The organism is Gilliamella sp. M0320 (assembly GCF_016101635.1).
GTDB lineage: Bacteria > Pseudomonadota > Gammaproteobacteria > Enterobacterales > Orbaceae > Gilliamella > Gilliamella apis.
Window position 1 is genome coordinate 137,126 of sequence record NZ_JACFQD010000001.1, and the last position, 18,090, is coordinate 155,215.

21 protein-coding genes and 1 tRNA gene are annotated in these 18,090 nt (G+C 33.4%); 17 read left to right on the plus strand and 5 right to left on the minus strand.

The genetic code is table 11. The features are described from left to right. Positions 1-55: 55 nt before the first annotated feature. From H3T83_RS00580 to H3T83_RS00610, 7 genes are all read left to right on the plus strand, one after another. The gene (locus H3T83_RS00580) at positions 56-904 is read left to right on the plus strand and encodes a class II fructose-bisphosphate aldolase (RefSeq protein WP_198214811.1); all 849 of its coding nucleotides are present in this window, start codon (positions 56-58) and stop codon (positions 902-904) included. A gap of 44 nt (positions 905-948) precedes the next feature. Continuing rightward, complete coding sequence (locus tag H3T83_RS00585) at positions 949-1,368, plus strand: PTS sugar transporter subunit IIA (RefSeq protein ID WP_198214812.1); 420 nt, start codon at positions 949-951, stop codon at positions 1,366-1,368. A gap of 48 nt (positions 1,369-1,416) precedes the next feature. Continuing rightward, complete coding sequence (locus H3T83_RS00590) at positions 1,417-1,908, plus strand: PTS sugar transporter subunit IIB (RefSeq protein ID WP_065577689.1); 492 nt, start codon at positions 1,417-1,419, stop codon at positions 1,906-1,908. A gap of 36 nt (positions 1,909-1,944) precedes the next feature. Beyond that, a complete protein-coding gene (locus H3T83_RS00595; protein WP_065614396.1) occupies positions 1,945-2,751 on the plus strand; it encodes a PTS sugar transporter subunit IIC in 807 nt (268 codons plus the stop codon). Continuing rightward, positions 2,748-3,584: a PTS system mannose/fructose/sorbose family transporter subunit IID gene (locus H3T83_RS00600; protein WP_065650784.1), complete on the plus strand. Its 837-nt coding sequence runs from the start codon at positions 2,748-2,750 to the stop codon at positions 3,582-3,584. The genes H3T83_RS00595 and H3T83_RS00600 overlap by 4 nt, the downstream gene beginning before the upstream one ends. Positions 3,585-3,618: 34 nt before the next feature. After that, positions 3,619-4,725, plus strand: coding sequence for a zinc-binding dehydrogenase (locus H3T83_RS00605; protein ID WP_198214813.1), 1,107 nt, complete (start codon positions 3,619-3,621; stop codon positions 4,723-4,725). A gap of 1,409 nt (positions 4,726-6,134) precedes the next feature. Continuing rightward, complete coding sequence (locus H3T83_RS00610; RefSeq protein ID WP_037489287.1) at positions 6,135-6,494, plus strand: MmcQ/YjbR family DNA-binding protein; 360 nt, start codon at positions 6,135-6,137, stop codon at positions 6,492-6,494. A 159-nt stretch (positions 6,495-6,653) separates the two neighbouring features. On the opposite strand, the gene H3T83_RS00615 is transcribed toward H3T83_RS00610, so the two are convergent. Next, the gene (locus H3T83_RS00615; RefSeq protein WP_198214814.1) at positions 6,654-7,550 is read right to left on the minus strand and encodes a LysR family transcriptional regulator; all 897 of its coding nucleotides are present in this window, start codon (positions 7,548-7,550) and stop codon (positions 6,654-6,656) included. A 79-nt stretch (positions 7,551-7,629) separates the two neighbouring features. On the opposite strand from H3T83_RS00615, the gene H3T83_RS00620 reads away from it, so the two are divergent. After that, positions 7,630-8,271 (plus strand): NADPH-dependent F420 reductase, encoded by a 642-nt coding sequence (locus tag H3T83_RS00620; RefSeq protein WP_280523627.1) that lies wholly within the window; start codon positions 7,630-7,632, stop codon positions 8,269-8,271. 168 nt (positions 8,272-8,439) lie between these two features. Here H3T83_RS00620 and H3T83_RS00625 read toward each other — a convergent pair whose 3' ends face one another. The 3 genes from H3T83_RS00625 to secG form a co-directional block, all read right to left on the minus strand. Next, positions 8,440-8,673 carry a primase-like DNA-binding domain-containing protein gene (locus H3T83_RS00625; RefSeq protein ID WP_198214991.1) on the minus strand — a complete coding sequence of 78 codons (234 nt, stop codon included), beginning with the start codon at positions 8,671-8,673 and terminating at the stop codon, positions 8,440-8,442. A gap of 81 nt (positions 8,674-8,754) precedes the next feature. Continuing rightward, a tRNA-Leu gene (locus tag H3T83_RS00630) sits at positions 8,755-8,840 on the minus strand. Between the two features lie 7 nt (positions 8,841-8,847). Continuing rightward, a complete protein-coding gene (secG, locus tag H3T83_RS00635; RefSeq protein WP_034901097.1) occupies positions 8,848-9,240 on the minus strand; it encodes a preprotein translocase subunit SecG in 393 nt (130 codons plus the stop codon). Between the two features lie 178 nt (positions 9,241-9,418). On the opposite strand from secG, the gene thiI reads away from it, so the two are divergent. From thiI to trmL, 4 genes are all read left to right on the plus strand, one after another. Then, positions 9,419-10,867: a tRNA uracil 4-sulfurtransferase ThiI gene (gene thiI, locus H3T83_RS00640; protein WP_086353904.1), complete on the plus strand. Its 1,449-nt coding sequence runs from the start codon at positions 9,419-9,421 to the stop codon at positions 10,865-10,867. 125 nt (positions 10,868-10,992) lie between these two features. Beyond that, positions 10,993-11,712 carry a response regulator gene (locus tag H3T83_RS00645; protein WP_034901102.1) on the plus strand — a complete coding sequence of 240 codons (720 nt, stop codon included), beginning with the start codon at positions 10,993-10,995 and terminating at the stop codon, positions 11,710-11,712. A 30-nt stretch (positions 11,713-11,742) separates the two neighbouring features. Next, positions 11,743-13,116, plus strand: a complete 1,374-nt coding sequence (gene cpxA, locus H3T83_RS00650) for an envelope stress sensor histidine kinase CpxA (protein WP_198195854.1) — start codon at positions 11,743-11,745, stop codon at positions 13,114-13,116. 18 nt (positions 13,117-13,134) lie between these two features. After that, a complete protein-coding gene (gene trmL, locus H3T83_RS00655) occupies positions 13,135-13,620 on the plus strand; it encodes a tRNA (uridine(34)/cytosine(34)/5-carboxymethylaminomethyluridine(34)-2'-O)-methyltransferase TrmL (protein ID WP_370527985.1) in 486 nt (161 codons plus the stop codon). Between the two features lie 206 nt (positions 13,621-13,826). Here the strand turns inward: trmL and efp are convergent, their stop codons facing one another. Further along, positions 13,827-14,393: an elongation factor P gene (efp, locus tag H3T83_RS00660; RefSeq protein ID WP_034901106.1), complete on the minus strand. Its 567-nt coding sequence runs from the start codon at positions 14,391-14,393 to the stop codon at positions 13,827-13,829. A gap of 32 nt (positions 14,394-14,425) precedes the next feature. On the opposite strand from efp, the gene epmB reads away from it, so the two are divergent. The 5 genes from epmB (at position 14,426) to yidC (ending at position 18,035) form a co-directional block, all read left to right on the plus strand. Beyond that, entirely contained in the window at positions 14,426-15,451 is a 1,026-nt protein-coding gene (gene epmB / locus H3T83_RS00665) for an EF-P beta-lysylation protein EpmB (RefSeq protein WP_198214815.1), read from the plus strand. A gap of 160 nt (positions 15,452-15,611) precedes the next feature. Further along, positions 15,612-15,752 carry a 50S ribosomal protein L34 gene (rpmH, locus tag H3T83_RS00670; protein ID WP_025314679.1) on the plus strand — a complete coding sequence of 47 codons (141 nt, stop codon included), beginning with the start codon at positions 15,612-15,614 and terminating at the stop codon, positions 15,750-15,752. 11 nt (positions 15,753-15,763) lie between these two features. Next, positions 15,764-16,120, plus strand: coding sequence for a ribonuclease P protein component (gene rnpA / locus H3T83_RS00675; protein WP_034901111.1), 357 nt, complete (start codon positions 15,764-15,766; stop codon positions 16,118-16,120). Then, positions 16,087-16,410, plus strand: a complete 324-nt coding sequence (yidD, locus tag H3T83_RS00680) for a membrane protein insertion efficiency factor YidD (RefSeq protein WP_081298823.1) — start codon at positions 16,087-16,089, stop codon at positions 16,408-16,410. The genes rnpA and yidD overlap by 34 nt, the downstream gene beginning before the upstream one ends. Continuing rightward, positions 16,410-18,035 (plus strand): membrane protein insertase YidC, encoded by a 1,626-nt coding sequence (gene yidC, locus H3T83_RS00685; protein WP_198214816.1) that lies wholly within the window; start codon positions 16,410-16,412, stop codon positions 18,033-18,035. The genes yidD and yidC overlap by 1 nt, the downstream gene beginning before the upstream one ends. The last annotated feature ends 55 nt before the right edge of the window (positions 18,036-18,090 follow it).

The window sequence follows — 18,090 nt, forward strand, 5'->3', positions numbered from 1 at the left end:
GTCTTTATAATTACTTTAACTATCTAGTTTAAATATCGTTTTATTGGAGGTAAGGATGTTAGTCACATTACGTGAAGTTTTATCAGATGCTCAAAAAAATCAGTATGGAGTAGGATTATTTAATACTATAAATTTAGAAATGGCCAAAGCAGTACTTGAAGCCGCTGAACAATCTAAATCGCCAGTGATAATAGGTACTGCAGAATGTTTTTTAGATATATCCTCATTACAAGAATTAGCTTATTTTTTAATCCCTATGGCGAAAAAATCTAAAGTTCCTGTTGTTGTTCACTTAGATCATGGATTAACAGAAGACGCAATTAAAGAAGCGTTGAGATTAGGCTTTTCTTCAGTTATGTATGACTGTTCCACTGATAGTTATCAAAATAATATAAAACGCGTAGCCAATATTACTAAATTGGTTCATCAATATGGTGCTTCTATTGAAGCGGAATTAGGACATGTAGGAGCTAATGAGCATGCTTCAGAAGGTCATGGTGAGCAAGATAATAGTATCTATACCGATCCTTTAGAAGCTAAGCATTATATTGAACAAACCGGAGTAGATGCCTTAGCTGTAGCTATTGGTACTGCTCATGGTGCTTATAAATCAACACCTAAATTAGACATAAATCGTTTAGATCAAATTGCTCAAGTTGTTAAAGCTCCTTTAGTTTTGCATGGCGGTTCAGGATTAAGTGATACCGATTTTCAAAATTGTATAAAGCATGGTGTCAGTAAAATTAATATTTTTACTGATATTAACTGTGCTGGATTAGAAGCTATTCATCAACTTTATGTTAAAGGCAAAGGTATCTCGGATGTTGCTGTCGCAATGAAAGAAGCGATACGTGAAGCCACGTTAAAAAAGATGTTGATATTTGGTTCTAATAATCATGCATAGTTTTAGTTTGAATAACGTTATTTATAATTAAAAGGATCTAATTAATGATAAAAGTCCTCATCGTAACCCATGGCAAATTAGCAGAAGGTATTGTTAATACATTAAATATGTTAATTGGTGATAAACAAGATATTACCTATATTAATGCTTATATTGATTCGAGTGATTTTACGATTCAAGCTGAAGATTTTTTAAAAAAATACCAACATAATTCTCAAATCATCGTTTTTACTGATTTAAACGGCGGTAGTGTCAATCAAAAATTTGCACAATTAAAAAGTTGTTATTCTTTTCAATTAATAACAGGATTTAATTTACCACTTGTATTAGAAGTTATCCTCACTGATATGCAACTTTCTGAAGAAAATCTAACAGAAATAATCGAACAATCGAGGCAAGAGATGCAACTGGTTAATATACAACCACAGAAACTTCTAGAAGATAACCAATTTTTTGATGATTAAATAAAAAAGAAGTTTTAGGAATAATTATAAAAATACGGAGCAATAATTATGATAGTAGAAATAAGAGTTGATGACAGATTGATTCATGGTCAGGTAGCCTTAGTATGGACCAAAAAACTCAATGCTAAAGCTATTGTTGTGGCAAATGATCATGCAAGTAAAGATCACATTCAACAAATGACATTGAAAATGGCAACCCCGGAAAATGTCAAACTCGCTATAAAATCCATGCAAGATGCTGTGCAATTGATAAATAATCCAAAAGCAAAAGATATGCGCATTTTTGTATTAGTTAATTCAATTTGTGATGCACTGTTTTTGTCTGAAAATATAGATGACATAGAAAGAATCAACATTGCCAATGTTGGTCGTTTTGACGGTGTCGATGAAGCTGAAAAAAGTAAATTGAGTTCTACGATCTTACTTAGCAAATCAGAACAAGTTGCCTTAGAACAATTGCTTGCTAGTAATCGAAAAGTTGTTCATCAGATAGTCCCTGATAATGCAGAAAAGCTTTTTCATGATCTAATGAGTAATTAATTTGGAAAATTTTATTACATAAAAAGGGATAGTATTATGATAATGTCAGCTTTTTTACTTGCAGTTGTTATGTTTATAACTTTTGGTGGTAATTGGCTTATTGGTCAAAATATGGCTGATAGGCCTATTGTTGTTGGCTCATTAGTTGGATTAGTTCTCGGTGATCTGCAATCTGGAGTGTTAATGGGAGCGGCACTAGAAGCTGTTTTTATGGGGGCGGTTAATGTTGGAGGTGCTACACCATTAAATCCTTCCTTTGGTACAGTACTCGGTGCTGGTTTTGCTATGCTCTCAGGTGGTGGTGTAGAAATTGCTATCACATTAGCAATTCCTTTAGCATTGTTAGGTGGTTTATTGGAAACTACTATGAGTGTCGTTTTAAGTTTTTTTGCCGGTCGCTTTGATAAATTAGCACTTGAAGGAAATGATAAAGCTATTGTTGCAATGCACTATGGGTTATGGTTTTTACGCTATATTGTCTTTGCGATTGTTGTTTTTATCGCAATTATGTCAGGTGCGACTCCAGTTAAACTTTTTGTCGAAAATATTCCAGAAGTTATTATGCGAGGTCTGGCTGCTTGTGGTGGATTAATACCCGCAGTCGGCTTTGCGATGTTGCTAAAAATGTTATGGAATAATAAGCTCTCTATTTATTACATTTTGGGTTTTGTCATTGTTGCTTATATCAAAATTCCACTTATCGCATTAGCAATTATTGGTACAGTTATTGCTGTTGCAATCGCTTATCGAGATTATGAAATTCTTAATCTCAAGTCGGATAAATTTCACACTAATAATAATTCAAATTCTATAATGGATGATGATGAGGAGTTCTTCTCATGAGTAATTTAAAATCAATAATTAAACAAATCTCAACTACCGATAGAAAGTTATTAAGAAAAATGTTTTTTCGTTCTTTCACGATATTCGCTCCATTTAGTTTTGCTAAACATGGCGCTTCCGGTTTTTGTTATGCCTTAATGCCGTTTATTAATCATTATTACACTAAATTACAAGATAAAAAAGATGCGTTAACGCGACACATAGTTTGGTTTAATACTACGCAAAATGTGTCAACATTTGTAATGGGATTGGCAGCTTCCATGGAAAAAGAAAATAGTGTTAAAGCGGATTTTGATGCTCAATCTATCAATGCGGTCAAGTCAAGTCTAATGGGGCCACTTGCAGGGATCGGTGATTCTCTATTTTGGGGTGTTTTAAGAGTTGTTGCCGCTGGAGTTGCGCTGAGTTTAGCGCAAGAAGGTAGCTTTCTTGCCCCGATTGTTTTTTTACTCGTTTATAATATTCCCTCTATCGCTTGCCGTTATTTTTTGGGATTAATTGGATTTTCATTAGGCTCTAAATATATTGAAGAATTATATGCTTCAGGCCTAATCAATATTTTGACCAAGGCTGCAAGTGTCCTTGGATTAATTATGGTAGGCGGAATGACAAGTAATATTGTTACTTTTAATTCTGTATTAACAATTAGTTCAGGTGAAAATTCTTCATTATCACTACAAAGCATACTTGATCAGATATTTGTTGGTATTATCCCATTAACTACAACATTACTTTGTTTTTATTTAATGAATAGTAAAAAGGTAAGTTTTAATTTCATCATCATTGGCATCGTTGGGATGAGTATCATATTAGCCACGTTAGGTATTGTTTGATTATCGTCGAATAAATTGTGATTAAGGACATAAAATGAATATTGAAAATCTACCAAAGCAAGCTAACGTAGCTATATTAACTGGTAACAAAAAAATTGAATTAAAATCATTAACATTACCAAATATTAATGATGATGAGATACTCGTTAAAGTTGAAGCTTGCGGTATATGTGGAACGGATGTGCATGAATATAAGGGTGATCCATTTGGTTATATACCAATTCAATTAGGGCATGAGGGAACAGGTACAATAGTAAAACTTGGTAAAAACATTACTCATGACTTTACTGGTAAGCCACTAGCTGTCGGCGATAAAATCGTTACAGGTTTACGTCCTTGCGGAAAGTGTGATATTTGTTTAAACCATCCAGAACAAATTCACTTATGTAATGGAGGTGAAATTTTTGGTTTAATGCCAGGTGAGAACCATTTTTTTAATGGTTGGTTTGGAGATTATATCAAAATAAATAAGGGAGGAATTGTTTTTAATGTTAGTGATATGAGCCTTGATTTACGTGTCTTAATTGAACCAGCGGCTGTTGTAATACATGCAATTGAAAAAGCGAAAGAAATCTTTAATTTCAAACATGATTCAACAGTTTTAATTCAAGGCTGTGGACCAATTGGATTGTTGTTATTGACCATTATTCGAACTATGGGCGTTCGCCATATAATTGCTGTTGATGGTGAGGATAGTCGTTTGCAACTTGCTCAAGAATTGGGTGCGCAACACACCATTAATTTTATTAAAAGTTATGACAGTATCAAGGATGTTATTAAATTGTCAAAACAAGGTGTTGATATGGCGTTTCAATGTACTGGTTCCACAAAAGCTGCTTCCACTATTTGGAAATATATTCGTCGAGGTGGAAGTTTATGTGAACTTGGTTTTTTTGTTAATAATGGTGAGGCGAATTATAACCCGCATTTTGATATTTGTAACAAAGAGATAAAAGTTGTTGGCTCCTGGACTTACAAAACGGAAGATTGGGTACACGCCTGTGAATTCTTAAAAGAAGCACAAGCAAGAAAATTGCCTATTGAGAAGCTCATTTCTCATCGCTATCCATTAAAAGAAATCAATCAAGCTATGGAAATGAATATGAGCATGCAAGGTTACAAAATTATCATTCAAAACTAATGATTAATCAATGGGCTCGAGCATTAAAAAAGTTAGAGCCTATTATCAAAATTACTGCAAACTATTTTTTATTGCAAATGAATTGGAAAAAGAGGTTATTATTAATTAGATAGTTAAAATACTTTTGCCTATTAGTCATTTGTATAAAAACTCTGCGAAGAGTTTTTTAAGAAGAGATTAATTTCTGTCAATTAATCATAAAAAGAGCCTCTTTTTTTAAAAGAAAGATACCCATCGTTGTTAAATTAATTACTGCTAATTATCTGGTGAATCTTCTTCTGTATTATCATTGATTTTGTTTTTTATTCTTTTTACATTTTCGCTAGCCGCTGACGCCATTCTACCCATGGTTTCTCTTAAAATTTTTCCATCATCGGTTTTAAATGAGTCAACTTTTCATGATCACCATAGCTAGAAGCTATATCTGAAATTCGTCGAGCGATATCATGTCCTTTTTTGACGGTGTCATATATATTTTATTGATTTTTTTAATATTTTAAGCTAAACGTCTAAGTTTATTATATTCCAAAAATAACAACACTAAAATTGCTATAAGAATTAAAAATAAAGTAGTTAATATAAATATATAGTCCTATTCATAATTAAATGATCTAATAATCAGATAGGTAGCATTTTTTATAATTACAATGTAGCGTTTACGTGAGGTTAAATTATTGTTACCTTTTATTAATTTATATGACTGGTTCAATCAAAACAATAATTTATCTTACCCCCAAATATACTCCCCATTCTTTTTGGTTGTAAATATATCTTACTGGTGCTTAATGAATAACAAAATAGGCTTTAAGCCTTGTATTTGTTAGTTTTGATGTGTTTTAAAGGATTTAAAAGAATGTTAATGAATATTGAATTGATTGAATTGGTGCGTGGGCGGGACTTGAAAAGCATGTATTAAACCTTTTTAGTAAAAGTGTTTTATCTATTTAAAATTTACTTCGTATACCTAAACGTATACCTAAAACGAAAAGTGACCCCTAAAATTGGGTATTTTTAATGCTCTCTTATTTTTGATTTAAAGTTGATTTTTCGCGGATATAAAAAACTGTCCAAAGAGGCGGTACCCAAATTTGAGTGTTAAAGAAATTAACTATCCCCCATTAAAATAAAATTTTATAAAAAACTGTGCATACTATACATCATTTCTTGTAAGCCTTATTCTATAAGGGTTTACGTTATGTATGGTCTACATTTTAACCCTGCATAACTCTACATTCGAACTGTACATAATTCAGTGGTGTGAAAATTTTTCATTAGATTAGCTAAATAATGGACTATTTATTTTTTATGATTTTGATTAGTGCAAGATAACTATAATGTTATACTTAATGAGATAAACTTCAATGCAGTTAAGTTGTATTTTCTATATCCAACATCTTTAGGAGATTATAATGAATAGAGAAACATTATTTAACTATGCAAAAAAACATTTTCATTCAGAACCTAACTATCTTTGGGAAAATTTACCTAACTATGCAGTATTGCGTCATCATCAGGATGGTGATAAATGGTATGCTATTGTTATGAATGTATCTGGCTCAAAACTTGGGCTAAAAGATGATAAAGAGATTGATGTTCTGGATATTAAAGCAAGGCCTGAACATATAGGCTCTTTAAGGAAAAAAGAAGGTATTTTGCCAGCATATCATATGAATAAAGAACATTGGATCAGCATTATTCTTTCTGGACATTTATCAGATAAAGAAATATTCGATTTATTGACCGAAAGTTATCACTTAACTTCAAAGTAATTTTAGCTTTAGCCTTAATATATTTGTTTATTTCCTTAAGTATCTATTTTGTTTAATACAAAAAACCGCCAATCAAGGCGGTGTAAACAGTAATAAACAATTAGCTTTAGATAGGCTCTTCTGCTTTAGGTAACCGATTTATACAGCCTATTATGATTTCTAACTTTGTTCACATTCACCAAATTTTTTAATACAAAAATCAATAAAACATCTTAGTTTAGGTAGAACATGTCGATTAGATGCATAAAGAATATGCATGGGTCGGGTTGGCACGTGATAGTCAGGTAAAAGATGAACTAACAGTCCTTTTTCTATTGCTGGTGTCACCATTTCGGCTGATTGTAACATAATACCTAATCCAGCAATGGCTGCTGGTAATAGTGCATCACCACTGTCGGTCATAAATCGCCCTGATACAGGTACAGAAAAATGACCTTCAGCTCCCTCAAATTGCCAATGAGTTTGTAATGTTGTGTGAGAAAAACCTAAACATTCGTGATATTTAAGATCTTTTGGCGAATTAATCGGTGGCGAGGATTTTAGATATAAAGGAGCTGCACACAAAATCAATTTATAAGGTTTTAATTTTCTTGCAATTAATCCACTATCAGGTAATTCGCCAACTCTGAAAACTAAATCAAATCCTTCATCAATTAAATCAACAATACGATTAGTAAGTGATAAATCAATGGAAATTTCTGGATAAGTACTTAAAAATTCGGGTAACTTTGGTGCTAATGCATGAGTGCCAAATGTTATTGGTGCACTAATCTTAATTCGCCCTCGAGGTGTGGCATTAATTTGTGCTGCAATCGCTTCTGACTCTTCAACTTCGGCAAGAATATTTTTGGCACGTTCATAAAATGCGCGTCCTACTTCGGTTAAGCTCTGGTGACGAGTTGTTCTATTTAACAAACGAACATTTAGGTGTTCTTCAAGCATGCGGACATGTTTACCGACTAATTGTGGTGACATATTAAATACGTTTGCTGTAGCCGAAAATGAGCCTAATTCAACGGCTTTCACAAAAACAGACATAGAAGTTAATCTATCCATTAGAAACAATTTGTTTTTAAATATGAAATATAACTGAAATTTATCACTTTTTATTTCTATTGTATAGTTTTATCAATTCATTCATAAACAGGAGAAAAAAATGAAAATTGCTATTATTGGAACAGGAAATATGGGGACAGGACTTGCAAATGTACTTGCCACAACAAATCATGATATTGTAATTGCAAGCAGAAACTCAGCAAAAGCTCAGACTCTCGCAAAAAATATCGGTGCTGAAAGTGGTTGTATTGAAACCGCGGTAAAATCAGCCGAAATGGTGATTTTAGCACTACCTTATCAAGCCGTAAAAGAGGTATTACTCTCTTGTGGTGATTTAACCGATAAAATATTAATTGATATCACTAACCCAGTTACGCAAGACTTTAAAGAGTTACTGATTGGGCATGTCACATCAGGCGCAGAAGAAATTCAAGCATTGGCACCAAAGGCGAAAATCGTAAAAGCATTTAATACTATCTTTGCTCAATTATTACCTACATCAGCACGAACAAAACAAACTTTGCAAGTTTTTATTGCTTCTGATGATGATAACGCGAAAACCGTTGTATCAAACATTGCTAATTCAATTGGATTTGAACCGATTGACGCTGGTTCTTTGTGTAATAGTCGTTTTATTGAACCTATTGGTGCAATGAATATTCATTTTGCCTTTTTCCTTGGGCAAGGACCAACAGTAGCCCCGATTTGGGTCAAAGCATAAATACGAAAATAACAGCCAATTTTGTTATTTAATTTATAATGAACAAAATGATATTAAAATTTATATTGCTAAATAGTCGCCATGTACGGTCTATATTTTAACTCAACATTCGTACTATACAAAAAAACCGCCAATCAAGGCGGTTTAAACATTAATAAATAATTAGCTTTAGATAGGCTCTTCTGCTTTAGGTAACCAGTCTTTACTAGCGTTTAAATTAAGTTCTAAATTAGTTTTAACCCCTACTGTAAAGCGCTTCTTCATGTATTGCTTGCCGTTCTCGTTCATTGCATAACTTAAAGATGTACCGAACTGGGTAAGGGATAGGGGATTGCTTAACCCTGTGTTGCAGATGTATTCGACATAAGCATGGTAAAGATACTTTCTTAGATTAAAATGAATAACAAAATAGGCTTTAAGCCTTGTATTTGTTGGTTTTGATGTGTTTTAAAGGATTTAAAAGAATGTTAATGAATATTGAATTGGTGCCGTGGGCGGGACTTGAACCCGCATGCCCTTAGAGCACTACCCCCTCAAGATAGCGTGTCTACCAATTTCACCACCACGGCGCCGTTTTTATTCTGGAATATCGGATGTAGGATTAATCTTTTGTGGTTGAATAACAGGATCAGTAGTTGGAATTACGTCTCCATTACCGCTAGTGCTTTCGGTATTTTGTTGCGTAGTCGCAGGAGCACTATCTCCAATATTTTTAAACTCATCACTTGAAGTTGTGGTTTTTGCGCTGCCAAGATTTGATAAAATAATGCTTAACACAAAAAATAACACACCAAGTATTGTTGTTGTGCGAGTTAGAAAATTGCCGCTTCCTGATGAACCAAATAAAGTTGCAGAAGCGCCAGCACCAAAAGATGAGCCCATGTCAGCACCTTTACCGCGCTGAATTAGCACTAAAACGATTATCGCAAGTGCGATAAATAAATAACCTATAATTAAAAGTTCGTACATTTCAACCTGTCAATTTTTATGTTATAGAACAGAATTTATTGATGCGAAATATTAGCGAAAGAGTGAGCAACAAGCAAGTATATTTTATTATTTTCTGTATTTATCATAATCAATTGTACGTTTTTAGGGGAAAAATCAGTATAATGTCGCCATTTTTATTCTTGGCTAATGCAGTTGTATGAAATTTATAGTTAAACTTTTCCCTGAAATTACCATCAAAAGCGAGTCTGTTCGTTTACGTTTTATTAAAATTCTTACTAGCAATATTCGTAATATTTTAAAAAATGCTATTAATGATGTTGCAGTTATTCGTCATTGGGATTTTATTGAAGTTCGCCCTAAAATTGAAAATAGCGAAAATCAAATTTTAGAACTATTAACAAGAATTCCTGGTATCCATCATATTTTAGTGGTTGAAGAACTTACTTTTACCGATTTACATGATATTTATGAAAAAGCGTTTAATCACTATGCGCCTTTAATTGAGAATAAAACATTTTGTGTAAGAGTTAAACGACGAGGTAAGCACGAATTTACCTCAATTGAGGTAGAGCGTTATGTCGGTGGTGGTCTTAATCAGCATGTTGCGACCTCTAAAGTCAAATTAACTCGTCCAGATATTACGGTTAATCTTGAGATTGATAAAGATAAACTTCTACTAGTTAAAGAACGGCATGCCGGAATAGGTGGTTTCCCAACCGGAACACAAGAAGATGTCATTTCTCTTATTTCTGGTGGATTTGATTCTGGTGTTTCTAGCTATATGTTGATCAGACGAGGCTGTCGAGTCCATTATTGCTTTTTTAATTTAGGTGGCAAAACCCATGAAATTGGCGTGAAACAGATGGCTCATTATTTGTGGGATAGATTTGGAAGTTCTCATAAAGTTCGTTTTATTGCCATTGACTTTTCAGATGTTGTTGGCGAGATTTTGGAAAAAATTGATGATGGCCAGATGGGGGTTATCTTAAAACGGATGATGATTCGCGCAGCCTCTAAAGTTGCACAGCGTTATAATGTTGAAGCTCTGGTTACAGGCGAAGCGTTAGGTCAAGTATCAAGTCAAACCTTAACTAATTTGCGTTTAATCGATAATGTCAGTGATACATTAATTTTACGCCCACTTATCACCCATGACAAAGAAACGATAATTAATCTAGCTCGTCAGATAGGTACTGAAGATATTGCTAAGACTATGCCTGAATTTTGTGGTGTCATATCAAAAAGTCCAACGGTAAAAGCAGTTAAAGAAAAAATAGAAGCTGAAGAGGAAAATTTTGATTTTGCTATTTTAGATAAGGCTGTTGAAGAAGCTGAAAATATTGATATTCGTGAAATAGCTAAACAAACTAATAATACTATTACTCAGGTTGATACTGTTACCACATTAGAAGATAATCACGTTATCATTGATATTCGAGCGCCTGAAGAGCAAGAGGAGTATCCACTTGCAATCGAAAATGTTGAAGTTAAGCTTATACCATTTTATAAATTGGCAACTCAATTTGGTGATTTAGATCAATCAAAGCAATATTTACTGTATTGTGCTAAAGGCGTGATGAGTAAACTACAAGCACTTTATTTAATGGAGCAAGGTTTTAACAATGTTAAAGTATTTAAACTGTAATTCTTAACAATTATTTACGATATTTTTTTCATATATCTATATAATATTTTTTAAAATACAAAGCCTAGTTGTCGTCTATTTAATAGATATAAAATTAAGGATTTCATTACTTATTGAGGATTATAATGAGCAAATTACTTGTAGTTGATGATGATCTAGAAATTGCGTCGTTATTATGTGAATTATTAGAATTGGAAGGGTTCACAGTCGAAGTTGCAAATAATGGTATTGAAGCGTTAGAAAAGTTTGATGATTCCATCGATCTGGTTTTACTTGATATTATGATGCCAGAAATGAATGGATTAAGTGTCTTGTCTTCACTAAGAAGTGAATTCACCGTTCCTGTTATTTTCTTAACAGCTAAAGATAGCGAACTCGATAAAATCAATGGTCTTGAACTTGGCGCTGATGATTATATTCTTAAACCTTTCAATGATCGAGAATTAATTGCTCGAATTAACGCTTTATTGCGTAGGGCTAAATGGGATACTGCCGGTAATGAAAGTAGTGAAAAACCATTACAATATATTATTGATAAACTTGTGGTAAATACCAAACAACAATCTGTTTATTTTGATGATAAATACATCGAATTAACTGGCACAGAATTTCAAGTATTACTTAAATTACTTGAAAATAAAGGGATGACTATTTCAAGGGATACTCTTAGTGAGACAGTGTTAGGGAAAGAATTTATCCCATTAGCACGTTCAATTGACGTTCATGTCTCTAATTTACGGAAAAAACTTCCACCTCGAAGTGATGGCTTACCATGGATTAAAACATTGCGTTCAAAAGGATATCTATTTGTTGTAGATCAAAATGATGATTTGTTGCAAAATTAGCTTTTTTAAATATGGTAAGAATCTATGTGGATTTTTGATCGTCTAACAATTAGAATTTTCACAATATTCTTACTTACTATCGCTTTTTTCCTTGCGCTTGTAATGGTATTGCCCGAACTCGACTCACGTAATTTAACTTATTTAGCCAATAAAGATAAAGAAAGTGGTGAAGTTCTTGCAAGTCAGATAGAAAAAGATCTCACTAAAATACCGAAAGATAGTTTTCGCTGGTGGATGAGATTTATTGTGGTAATGGATAATTATCAAAAAACTGGTCAAGTCCTATTTATTGTTACACCTAATCAGCAAATTATTACTGCAGATACTAAAAATATTGATTTAGTAAAAAGTTTTAGTGAAAAATCGCATGATGTTGATGATCCGGCGAAAAAAATTTATGATAATCAAGAGATTATTGGTCCTTTCCTTATTCATTATGCTAATGATGAATATCAACTATTTTTATTACAGCCCGCATCAGATATTCAATCTCAATTTGTTAATTTGATTTTTGATCATCCTTTCTTACTTTTAACATTAACCATGTTAGCCAGTTCTCCTTTTTTGTTGTGGTTGTCTTGGAGTATAGCTAAACCAGCACGAGGACTTCGATTGGCAGCAGAACAGGTCGCAAATGGTAATTTACAACAGTGGCCTGAGCTTGAAAAAGTTGGTTCTTATGAATATAAAGCCACAGGTGCAAGTTTTAACCATATGCTTAGAGAATTGAAACGGATGCAAGATCTACAGCAACGGCTGTTTTCTGATATTTCCCATGAATTACGTACTCCATTGACCCGATTGCAATTGGCAACTTCGTTATTGCGCCGTAAGCAAGGTGAAAGCAATGAAGTTTTGCGGATAAATAATGAAGCTTTAAAGCTTGATTCGATGATAGGTGACTTATTATCCTTAGCAAGGAATCAGCATGATAATAATGAAGTTCGTGAATTTAAATCATTAGATGTATTATTTAAAAATGTATTGGATAATGCGACTTTTGAAGCCAATCAGATAGCAAAACAATTTTCTATTCAAAATTCTCCTTCTAATCATACAATTTTGTGCTATCCAGAAGCGTTATGTAGTGCGCTTGAAAATGTGATAAGAAATGCATTTCGTTATTCAAATCAAAGGATTGATGTGAATTTTATTATCCAACAACAAACTGTGACTATTACTATTGATGATGATGGTCCAGGTGTTGCCGATAATGAGCTTGAGCAAATTTTTAGACCATTTTATCGTACTAATGAAGCTCGAGACCGAGAGTCGGGTGGTACAGGGTTAGGCTTAGCAATTGTAGCGAATGCTATTACTCGAGATAACGGCACAGTTAAAGCTGAGAAAAGTCAGTTAGGTGGGCTGAAAATTGTGATAGTATTACCACTTCAAAAATATTAATTGTTAAGAGAAATTATTGTGTTGAATGCGCCTTTAAATATTGTGTTGTTTGAACCTGAAATTCCGGCTAATACGGGTAATATTATTCGTTTATGTGCTAATACTGGTTTTAATCTATATATTATTGAACCAATGGGATTTTTTTGGGACGATAAAAAACTAAGGCGAGCAGGACTTGATTATCAAGAATTTGTCGATGTAAAACGTTATAAAAATCTTGATCATTTTTTAGAGGCAAATCAGCTTGATTTGGCTTCACAAGTTTATGCCTTAACCACAAAAGGCCAAAAATCACATAGTGAAGTCAATTATAAACAAGCAGATTTTTTAATGTTTGGCCCTGAAACCCGCGGTTTACCAAATCGCATTCTTGATGTGCTACCACAAGATAGAAAAATTAGAATTCCAATGGTTGCCAATAGTCGAAGTATGAATTTATCTAATTCTGTTGCTGTAGTAGTTTATGAATCATGGCGACAATTAGATTATATTGGTGCTAAATAAACTAAAATTCTTAATTTAGATATTGTTAGTTTATTAGTATTCGCTGGTTTGATTGAGTGCTGGATAGGTAATTGTCGAAAAGCTGAGCCTAATTATTGAAATAAAAACCCCTTTCCTCAAAATAAATATTAACTTTTTTATTTAGTTAATAAAAAAGAGGTCATATTGACCTCTTTTTTAAAAATAGCATTTATATCTCGTTGATATTATTTAACACGTGAAACATATTCACCAGAACGAGTATCAACTTTAAGTACTTCACCAATTTGTACAAATAATGGAACACGTACTACAGCACCAGTTGATAGTGTCGCTGGTTTACCACCAGTCCCTGCTGTATCACCTTTTAGACCTGGGTCAGTTTCAATAACCTCTAGTTCAACAAAGTTTGGTGGCGTTACCGCAATTGGTTGACCATTCCATAAAGTTAAAATACATTCAGCTTGATCAACTAACCATTTAGCATTGTCACCTACAGCTTTAGCATCAGCAGAAAGTTGCTCAAATGTATCGTTATTCATGAAATGCCAGAATTCACCATCAGTATATAAATAGGTTAAATTCATATCAACAACATCAGCGGCTTCAACGGATTCACCTGATTTGAATGTTTTATCAACAGTCTTACCTGAAAGTAATTTTTTTATTTTTACGCGGTTAATTGCTTGTCCTTTTCCAGGTTTATAAAATTCATTTTCAACAATTACACACGGTTCGCCATCTTGCATTATTTTAAGACCGGCTTTAAACTCATTAGTACTAAAAGATGCCATAAAAGCTCCAACTATCATTCTGAATTACAAAAATGAGCCACATTATACAGCAAAATATTGAACAACCAAATAAAGATGAGTGGATTTTTGAACTTGCTAATGTCGTTACCGATATCAAAGAGCTTTATCGTTGTTTGAATTTAGATCCTGAGGAGATTTCTCTGCCTATGTTGCAAGCGAGAAAGCAATTCCCGCTTCGGGTTCCTATGGCTTTTATAAATCGGATGAAAAAAGGTGATAGTCAAGATCCATTGTTGTTACAAGTTCTTTGTGATGAAAAAGAATTAATTAATGTAGCGGGTTTTAGTGAAGATCCTTTAGAAGAGCAGAATAATACCATTCCAGGGTTACTACATAAATATCATAATCGTGCATTATTAATGACTAAAACTGCATGTGCGATTAATTGTCGGTATTGTTTTAGACGACATTTTCCTTATCACGATAATCAAGGAACTAAAAAAAATCTTGGGGCTGCATTGGCATATATTGCAAGCCATCCAGAACTGGATGAAATTATCCTTTCTGGTGGTGATCCTTTAATGGCTAAAGATCACGAAATGGCTTTTTTAATAACCGAATTAGAGAAAATACCTCATATCAAGCGTTTACGTATTCATAGCCGTTTTGCTGTGGTGATACCTAATCGTATTACTAGCGAACTGTGTCGGTTATTTGCTAAAACCAGGTTACAAATTGTATTAGTTACTCATATTAATCATCCAAATGAAATTGATGATAATGTTACTAATGCTATCAAGTGTTTAAAGGAACATCAGGTAACGGTTTTGAATCAAAGTGTATTATTGAGAAAGGTTAATGATGATGCTGATGTATTAGCTTGTTTAAGTAATAAATTATTTTCAATAGGCATTTTACCTTATTACATCCATTTATTGGATAAAGTGCAAGGAGCTGCTCATTTTTTAGTGGATGATGATAATGCTAAGCAAATTATGAGACAACTTGCGAAAAATGTATCAGGTTATCTTGTGCCAAAATTAGCTCGTGAAATCGGTGGTGAAAAAAGTAAGCGAGTCATAGCGATTAATGATTAATAAAGGCGATATATTTATTTAATATAGTCCTTACAATTTATGTATTAAAATCTCATTGACGAAAAATAAAATAGCCTCTATAATTCGGGCCTCTTTAATTAATGCTGTGGAGTTTATACTCTACAACTTGTTGATAAATTAGATTTGGATATAAATCGTCATGAAACGCACATTTCAACCATCAGTATTAAAACGTAATAGAACTCACGGTTTCCGTGCACGTATGGCTACTAAAAACGGTCGTCAAGTTCTTGCTCGTCGTCGCGCTAAAGGCCGTGTTCGTTTAACCGTTGCTAGCTAATTTAAAGTTGAGTGACTAAACTCACTTTTCCTCGGGAGTTACGTTTGTTAACTCCCTTCGATTTTAATCGCGTCTTTCAAGAATCTATTCGTGCAGGTTCGCCCTTTCTTACTTTAGTTACACGGAAAAATGATCTAGCTCATTCTAGATTAGGTTTTGCTATAGCTAAAAAACAGGTTAAACGAGCACACGAGCGTAATCGAATTAAACGATTAGCTAAAGAATATTTTCGTCACCATCAACATCAGTTTCCTAATATCGATTTTATTTTGATGGCTAAACAGCCTGTTATACAATTGAATAATCAACAATTAGTTGAGACATTAGACAAACTATGTCAACAAATCATCAAAAAACAAAGAAACTGAATAAATTAATATTGATATTTAAACAGCATGTTTATGCGTTTAAATATTTGATTATTAATATTTTTGTTTTTACCATTAAAATATACCAGCGTATTATTAGTCCTTTATTAGGACCTAAATGTCGCTTTACTCCTTCTTGTTCTCAATATGCTGTAATTGCATTAAGACGCTTTGGATTAATAAAAGGTAGTTGGCTAACTGTCAAACGTGTATTAAAATGTCACCCTTTACATGAAGGAGGTGAAGATTTTGTACCTCCTAAAACTAAAACCGATAGAGAAAAACACTAATGGGATCTCAACGTAATATTTTAGTCATTGCTTTACTTTTCGTCTCTTTCCTGCTTTGGAAAGCATGGGTAGAAGATCATGCACCAAAACCGCCAGTTGCTAATCAATTGACGCAACAAATAGGTGAAGATTCACCAGCGGATTTTACACAAGGTAAAACAATCACGATAAAATCTGATGTATTGTCATTAACGGTTAATACCTATGGTGGCGATGTACAAGCTGCACAATTGTTAAAATATGAGCAGTCTCTTCATTCTGGTACGCCTTTCCAATTATTAACATCTAAACCTGACTTTATTTATATTGCTGAAAGTGGCTTAACAGGTAAAGATGGTCCAGATAATGCAATTCAAGGAAGTAAACGCCCAGTATATCAAACTGCTCAATCTGAATATGTTTTAGCTGATGGTGTAGATGAGTTGAAAGTTCCATTAACGTATCAAGTTAATGGAGTGACTTATACTAAATATTATATTTTACATCGTGGCAATTATGCTATTGATGTTCAGTATAATATTGATAACCAAAGCCAAAATCCTATAGAAGTATCAATGTATGGTCAGTTAAAACAAACTATTGATTTACCAGATGATGCTGTTACTGAAGGTGGTGGCGGATTAGGATTAAGTGCGTTCCGTGGTACCGCTTATTCCAGTGCTGATACTAATTATAGTAAATATAGCTTTGGTGATATCAAAGATAAGGCTTTATCTGTGGAAACTAATGTCGGTTGGGTTGCTATGTTGCAACACTATTTTGCTTCAGCGTGGATCCCTGCGCAGGATCAAAACAACCTATTTTATTCACGTGCTACGGCTAAAAATTCCCAAGCTACGATTGGTTTTAAAGGTGAAACCGCCGTTATTCAACCAGGTAAAACTCAATCAGTTAGTGCAAAATTATGGTTAGGTCCTGAAATCCAAAGTCAGTTAAAAGAAACCGCTAATCATCTTGATTTAATTGTTGATTATGGTTGGTTATGGTTCTTATCTCAACCACTGTTTTATTTATTAAAATTTATCCATAGTTTTATTGGAAACTGGGGCTTCTCAATAATAGTTATCACCTTTATCGTGCGGGGTATTTTATTTCCACTTACGCGAGCACAGTACCGTTCAATGGCTAAAATGAAGTTATTACAACCTCGTATACAAGCACTAAAAGAACGTTATGGAGATGATAGACAAAAACTGAGTATGGAAACAATGGCACTTTATCGACAAGAGAAAGTTAATCCTCTTCGCGGTTGTTTACCATTGTTGATTCAAATGCCGATCTTCTTATCACTGTTTTATATGTTAGGTAATACAGTAGAGTTACGTCATGCTCCATTTGCTCTTTGGATTTATGACTTATCAGCGCAAGACCCATATTATATTTTACCGTTATTAATGGGTGGTACCATGTTCTTAATTCAGAAGATGTCACCATCACCGGTTACTGATCCATTACAGCAAAAATTAATGACTTATATGCCATTAATCTTTACGGTGTTCTTCTTATGGTTCCCATCAGGTTTAGTTTTATACTATACTGTAAGTAACTTGTTTACGATTGCTCAGCAACGTATAATTTACTGGGAACTTGAGAAAAAAGGTCTTCATGAGAAGAAAAAGAAATAGCTTGATAAAAAGGAGGAGTAATATCCTCCTTTTTAATATTCATTTTTTGGTATTG

Coding starts and splice junctions, on each gene's coding strand:
- efp (WP_034901106.1), bottom strand. CDS start 14,393: ATGGCATCTTTTAGTACTAATGAGTTTAAAGCCGGTCTTAAAATAATG.
- H3T83_RS00585 (WP_198214812.1), top strand. CDS start 949: ATGATAAAAGTCCTCATCGTAACCCATGGCAAATTAGCAGAAGGTATT.
- H3T83_RS00600 (WP_065650784.1), top strand. CDS start 2,748: ATGAGTAATTTAAAATCAATAATTAAACAAATCTCAACTACCGATAGA.
- H3T83_RS00645 (WP_034901102.1), top strand. CDS start 10,993: ATGAGCAAATTACTTGTAGTTGATGATGATCTAGAAATTGCGTCGTTA.
- H3T83_RS00595 (WP_065614396.1), top strand. CDS start 1,945: ATGATAATGTCAGCTTTTTTACTTGCAGTTGTTATGTTTATAACTTTT.
- H3T83_RS00615 (WP_198214814.1), bottom strand. CDS start 7,550: ATGGATAGATTAACTTCTATGTCTGTTTTTGTGAAAGCCGTTGAATTA.
- thiI (WP_086353904.1), top strand. CDS start 9,419: ATGAAATTTATAGTTAAACTTTTCCCTGAAATTACCATCAAAAGCGAG.
- H3T83_RS00580 (WP_198214811.1), top strand. CDS start 56: ATGTTAGTCACATTACGTGAAGTTTTATCAGATGCTCAAAAAAATCAG.
- rpmH (WP_025314679.1), top strand. CDS start 15,612: ATGAAACGCACATTTCAACCATCAGTATTAAAACGTAATAGAACTCAC.
- yidD (WP_081298823.1), top strand. CDS start 16,087: ATGTCAACAAATCATCAAAAAACAAAGAAACTGAATAAATTAATATTG.
- H3T83_RS00605 (WP_198214813.1), top strand. CDS start 3,619: ATGAATATTGAAAATCTACCAAAGCAAGCTAACGTAGCTATATTAACT.
- H3T83_RS00590 (WP_065577689.1), top strand. CDS start 1,417: ATGATAGTAGAAATAAGAGTTGATGACAGATTGATTCATGGTCAGGTA.
- H3T83_RS00610 (WP_037489287.1), top strand. CDS start 6,135: ATGAATAGAGAAACATTATTTAACTATGCAAAAAAACATTTTCATTCA.
- secG (WP_034901097.1), bottom strand. CDS start 9,240: ATGTACGAACTTTTAATTATAGGTTATTTATTTATCGCACTTGCGATA.
- yidC (WP_198214816.1), top strand. CDS start 16,410: ATGGGATCTCAACGTAATATTTTAGTCATTGCTTTACTTTTCGTCTCT.
- epmB (WP_198214815.1), top strand. CDS start 14,426: ATGAGCCACATTATACAGCAAAATATTGAACAACCAAATAAAGATGAG.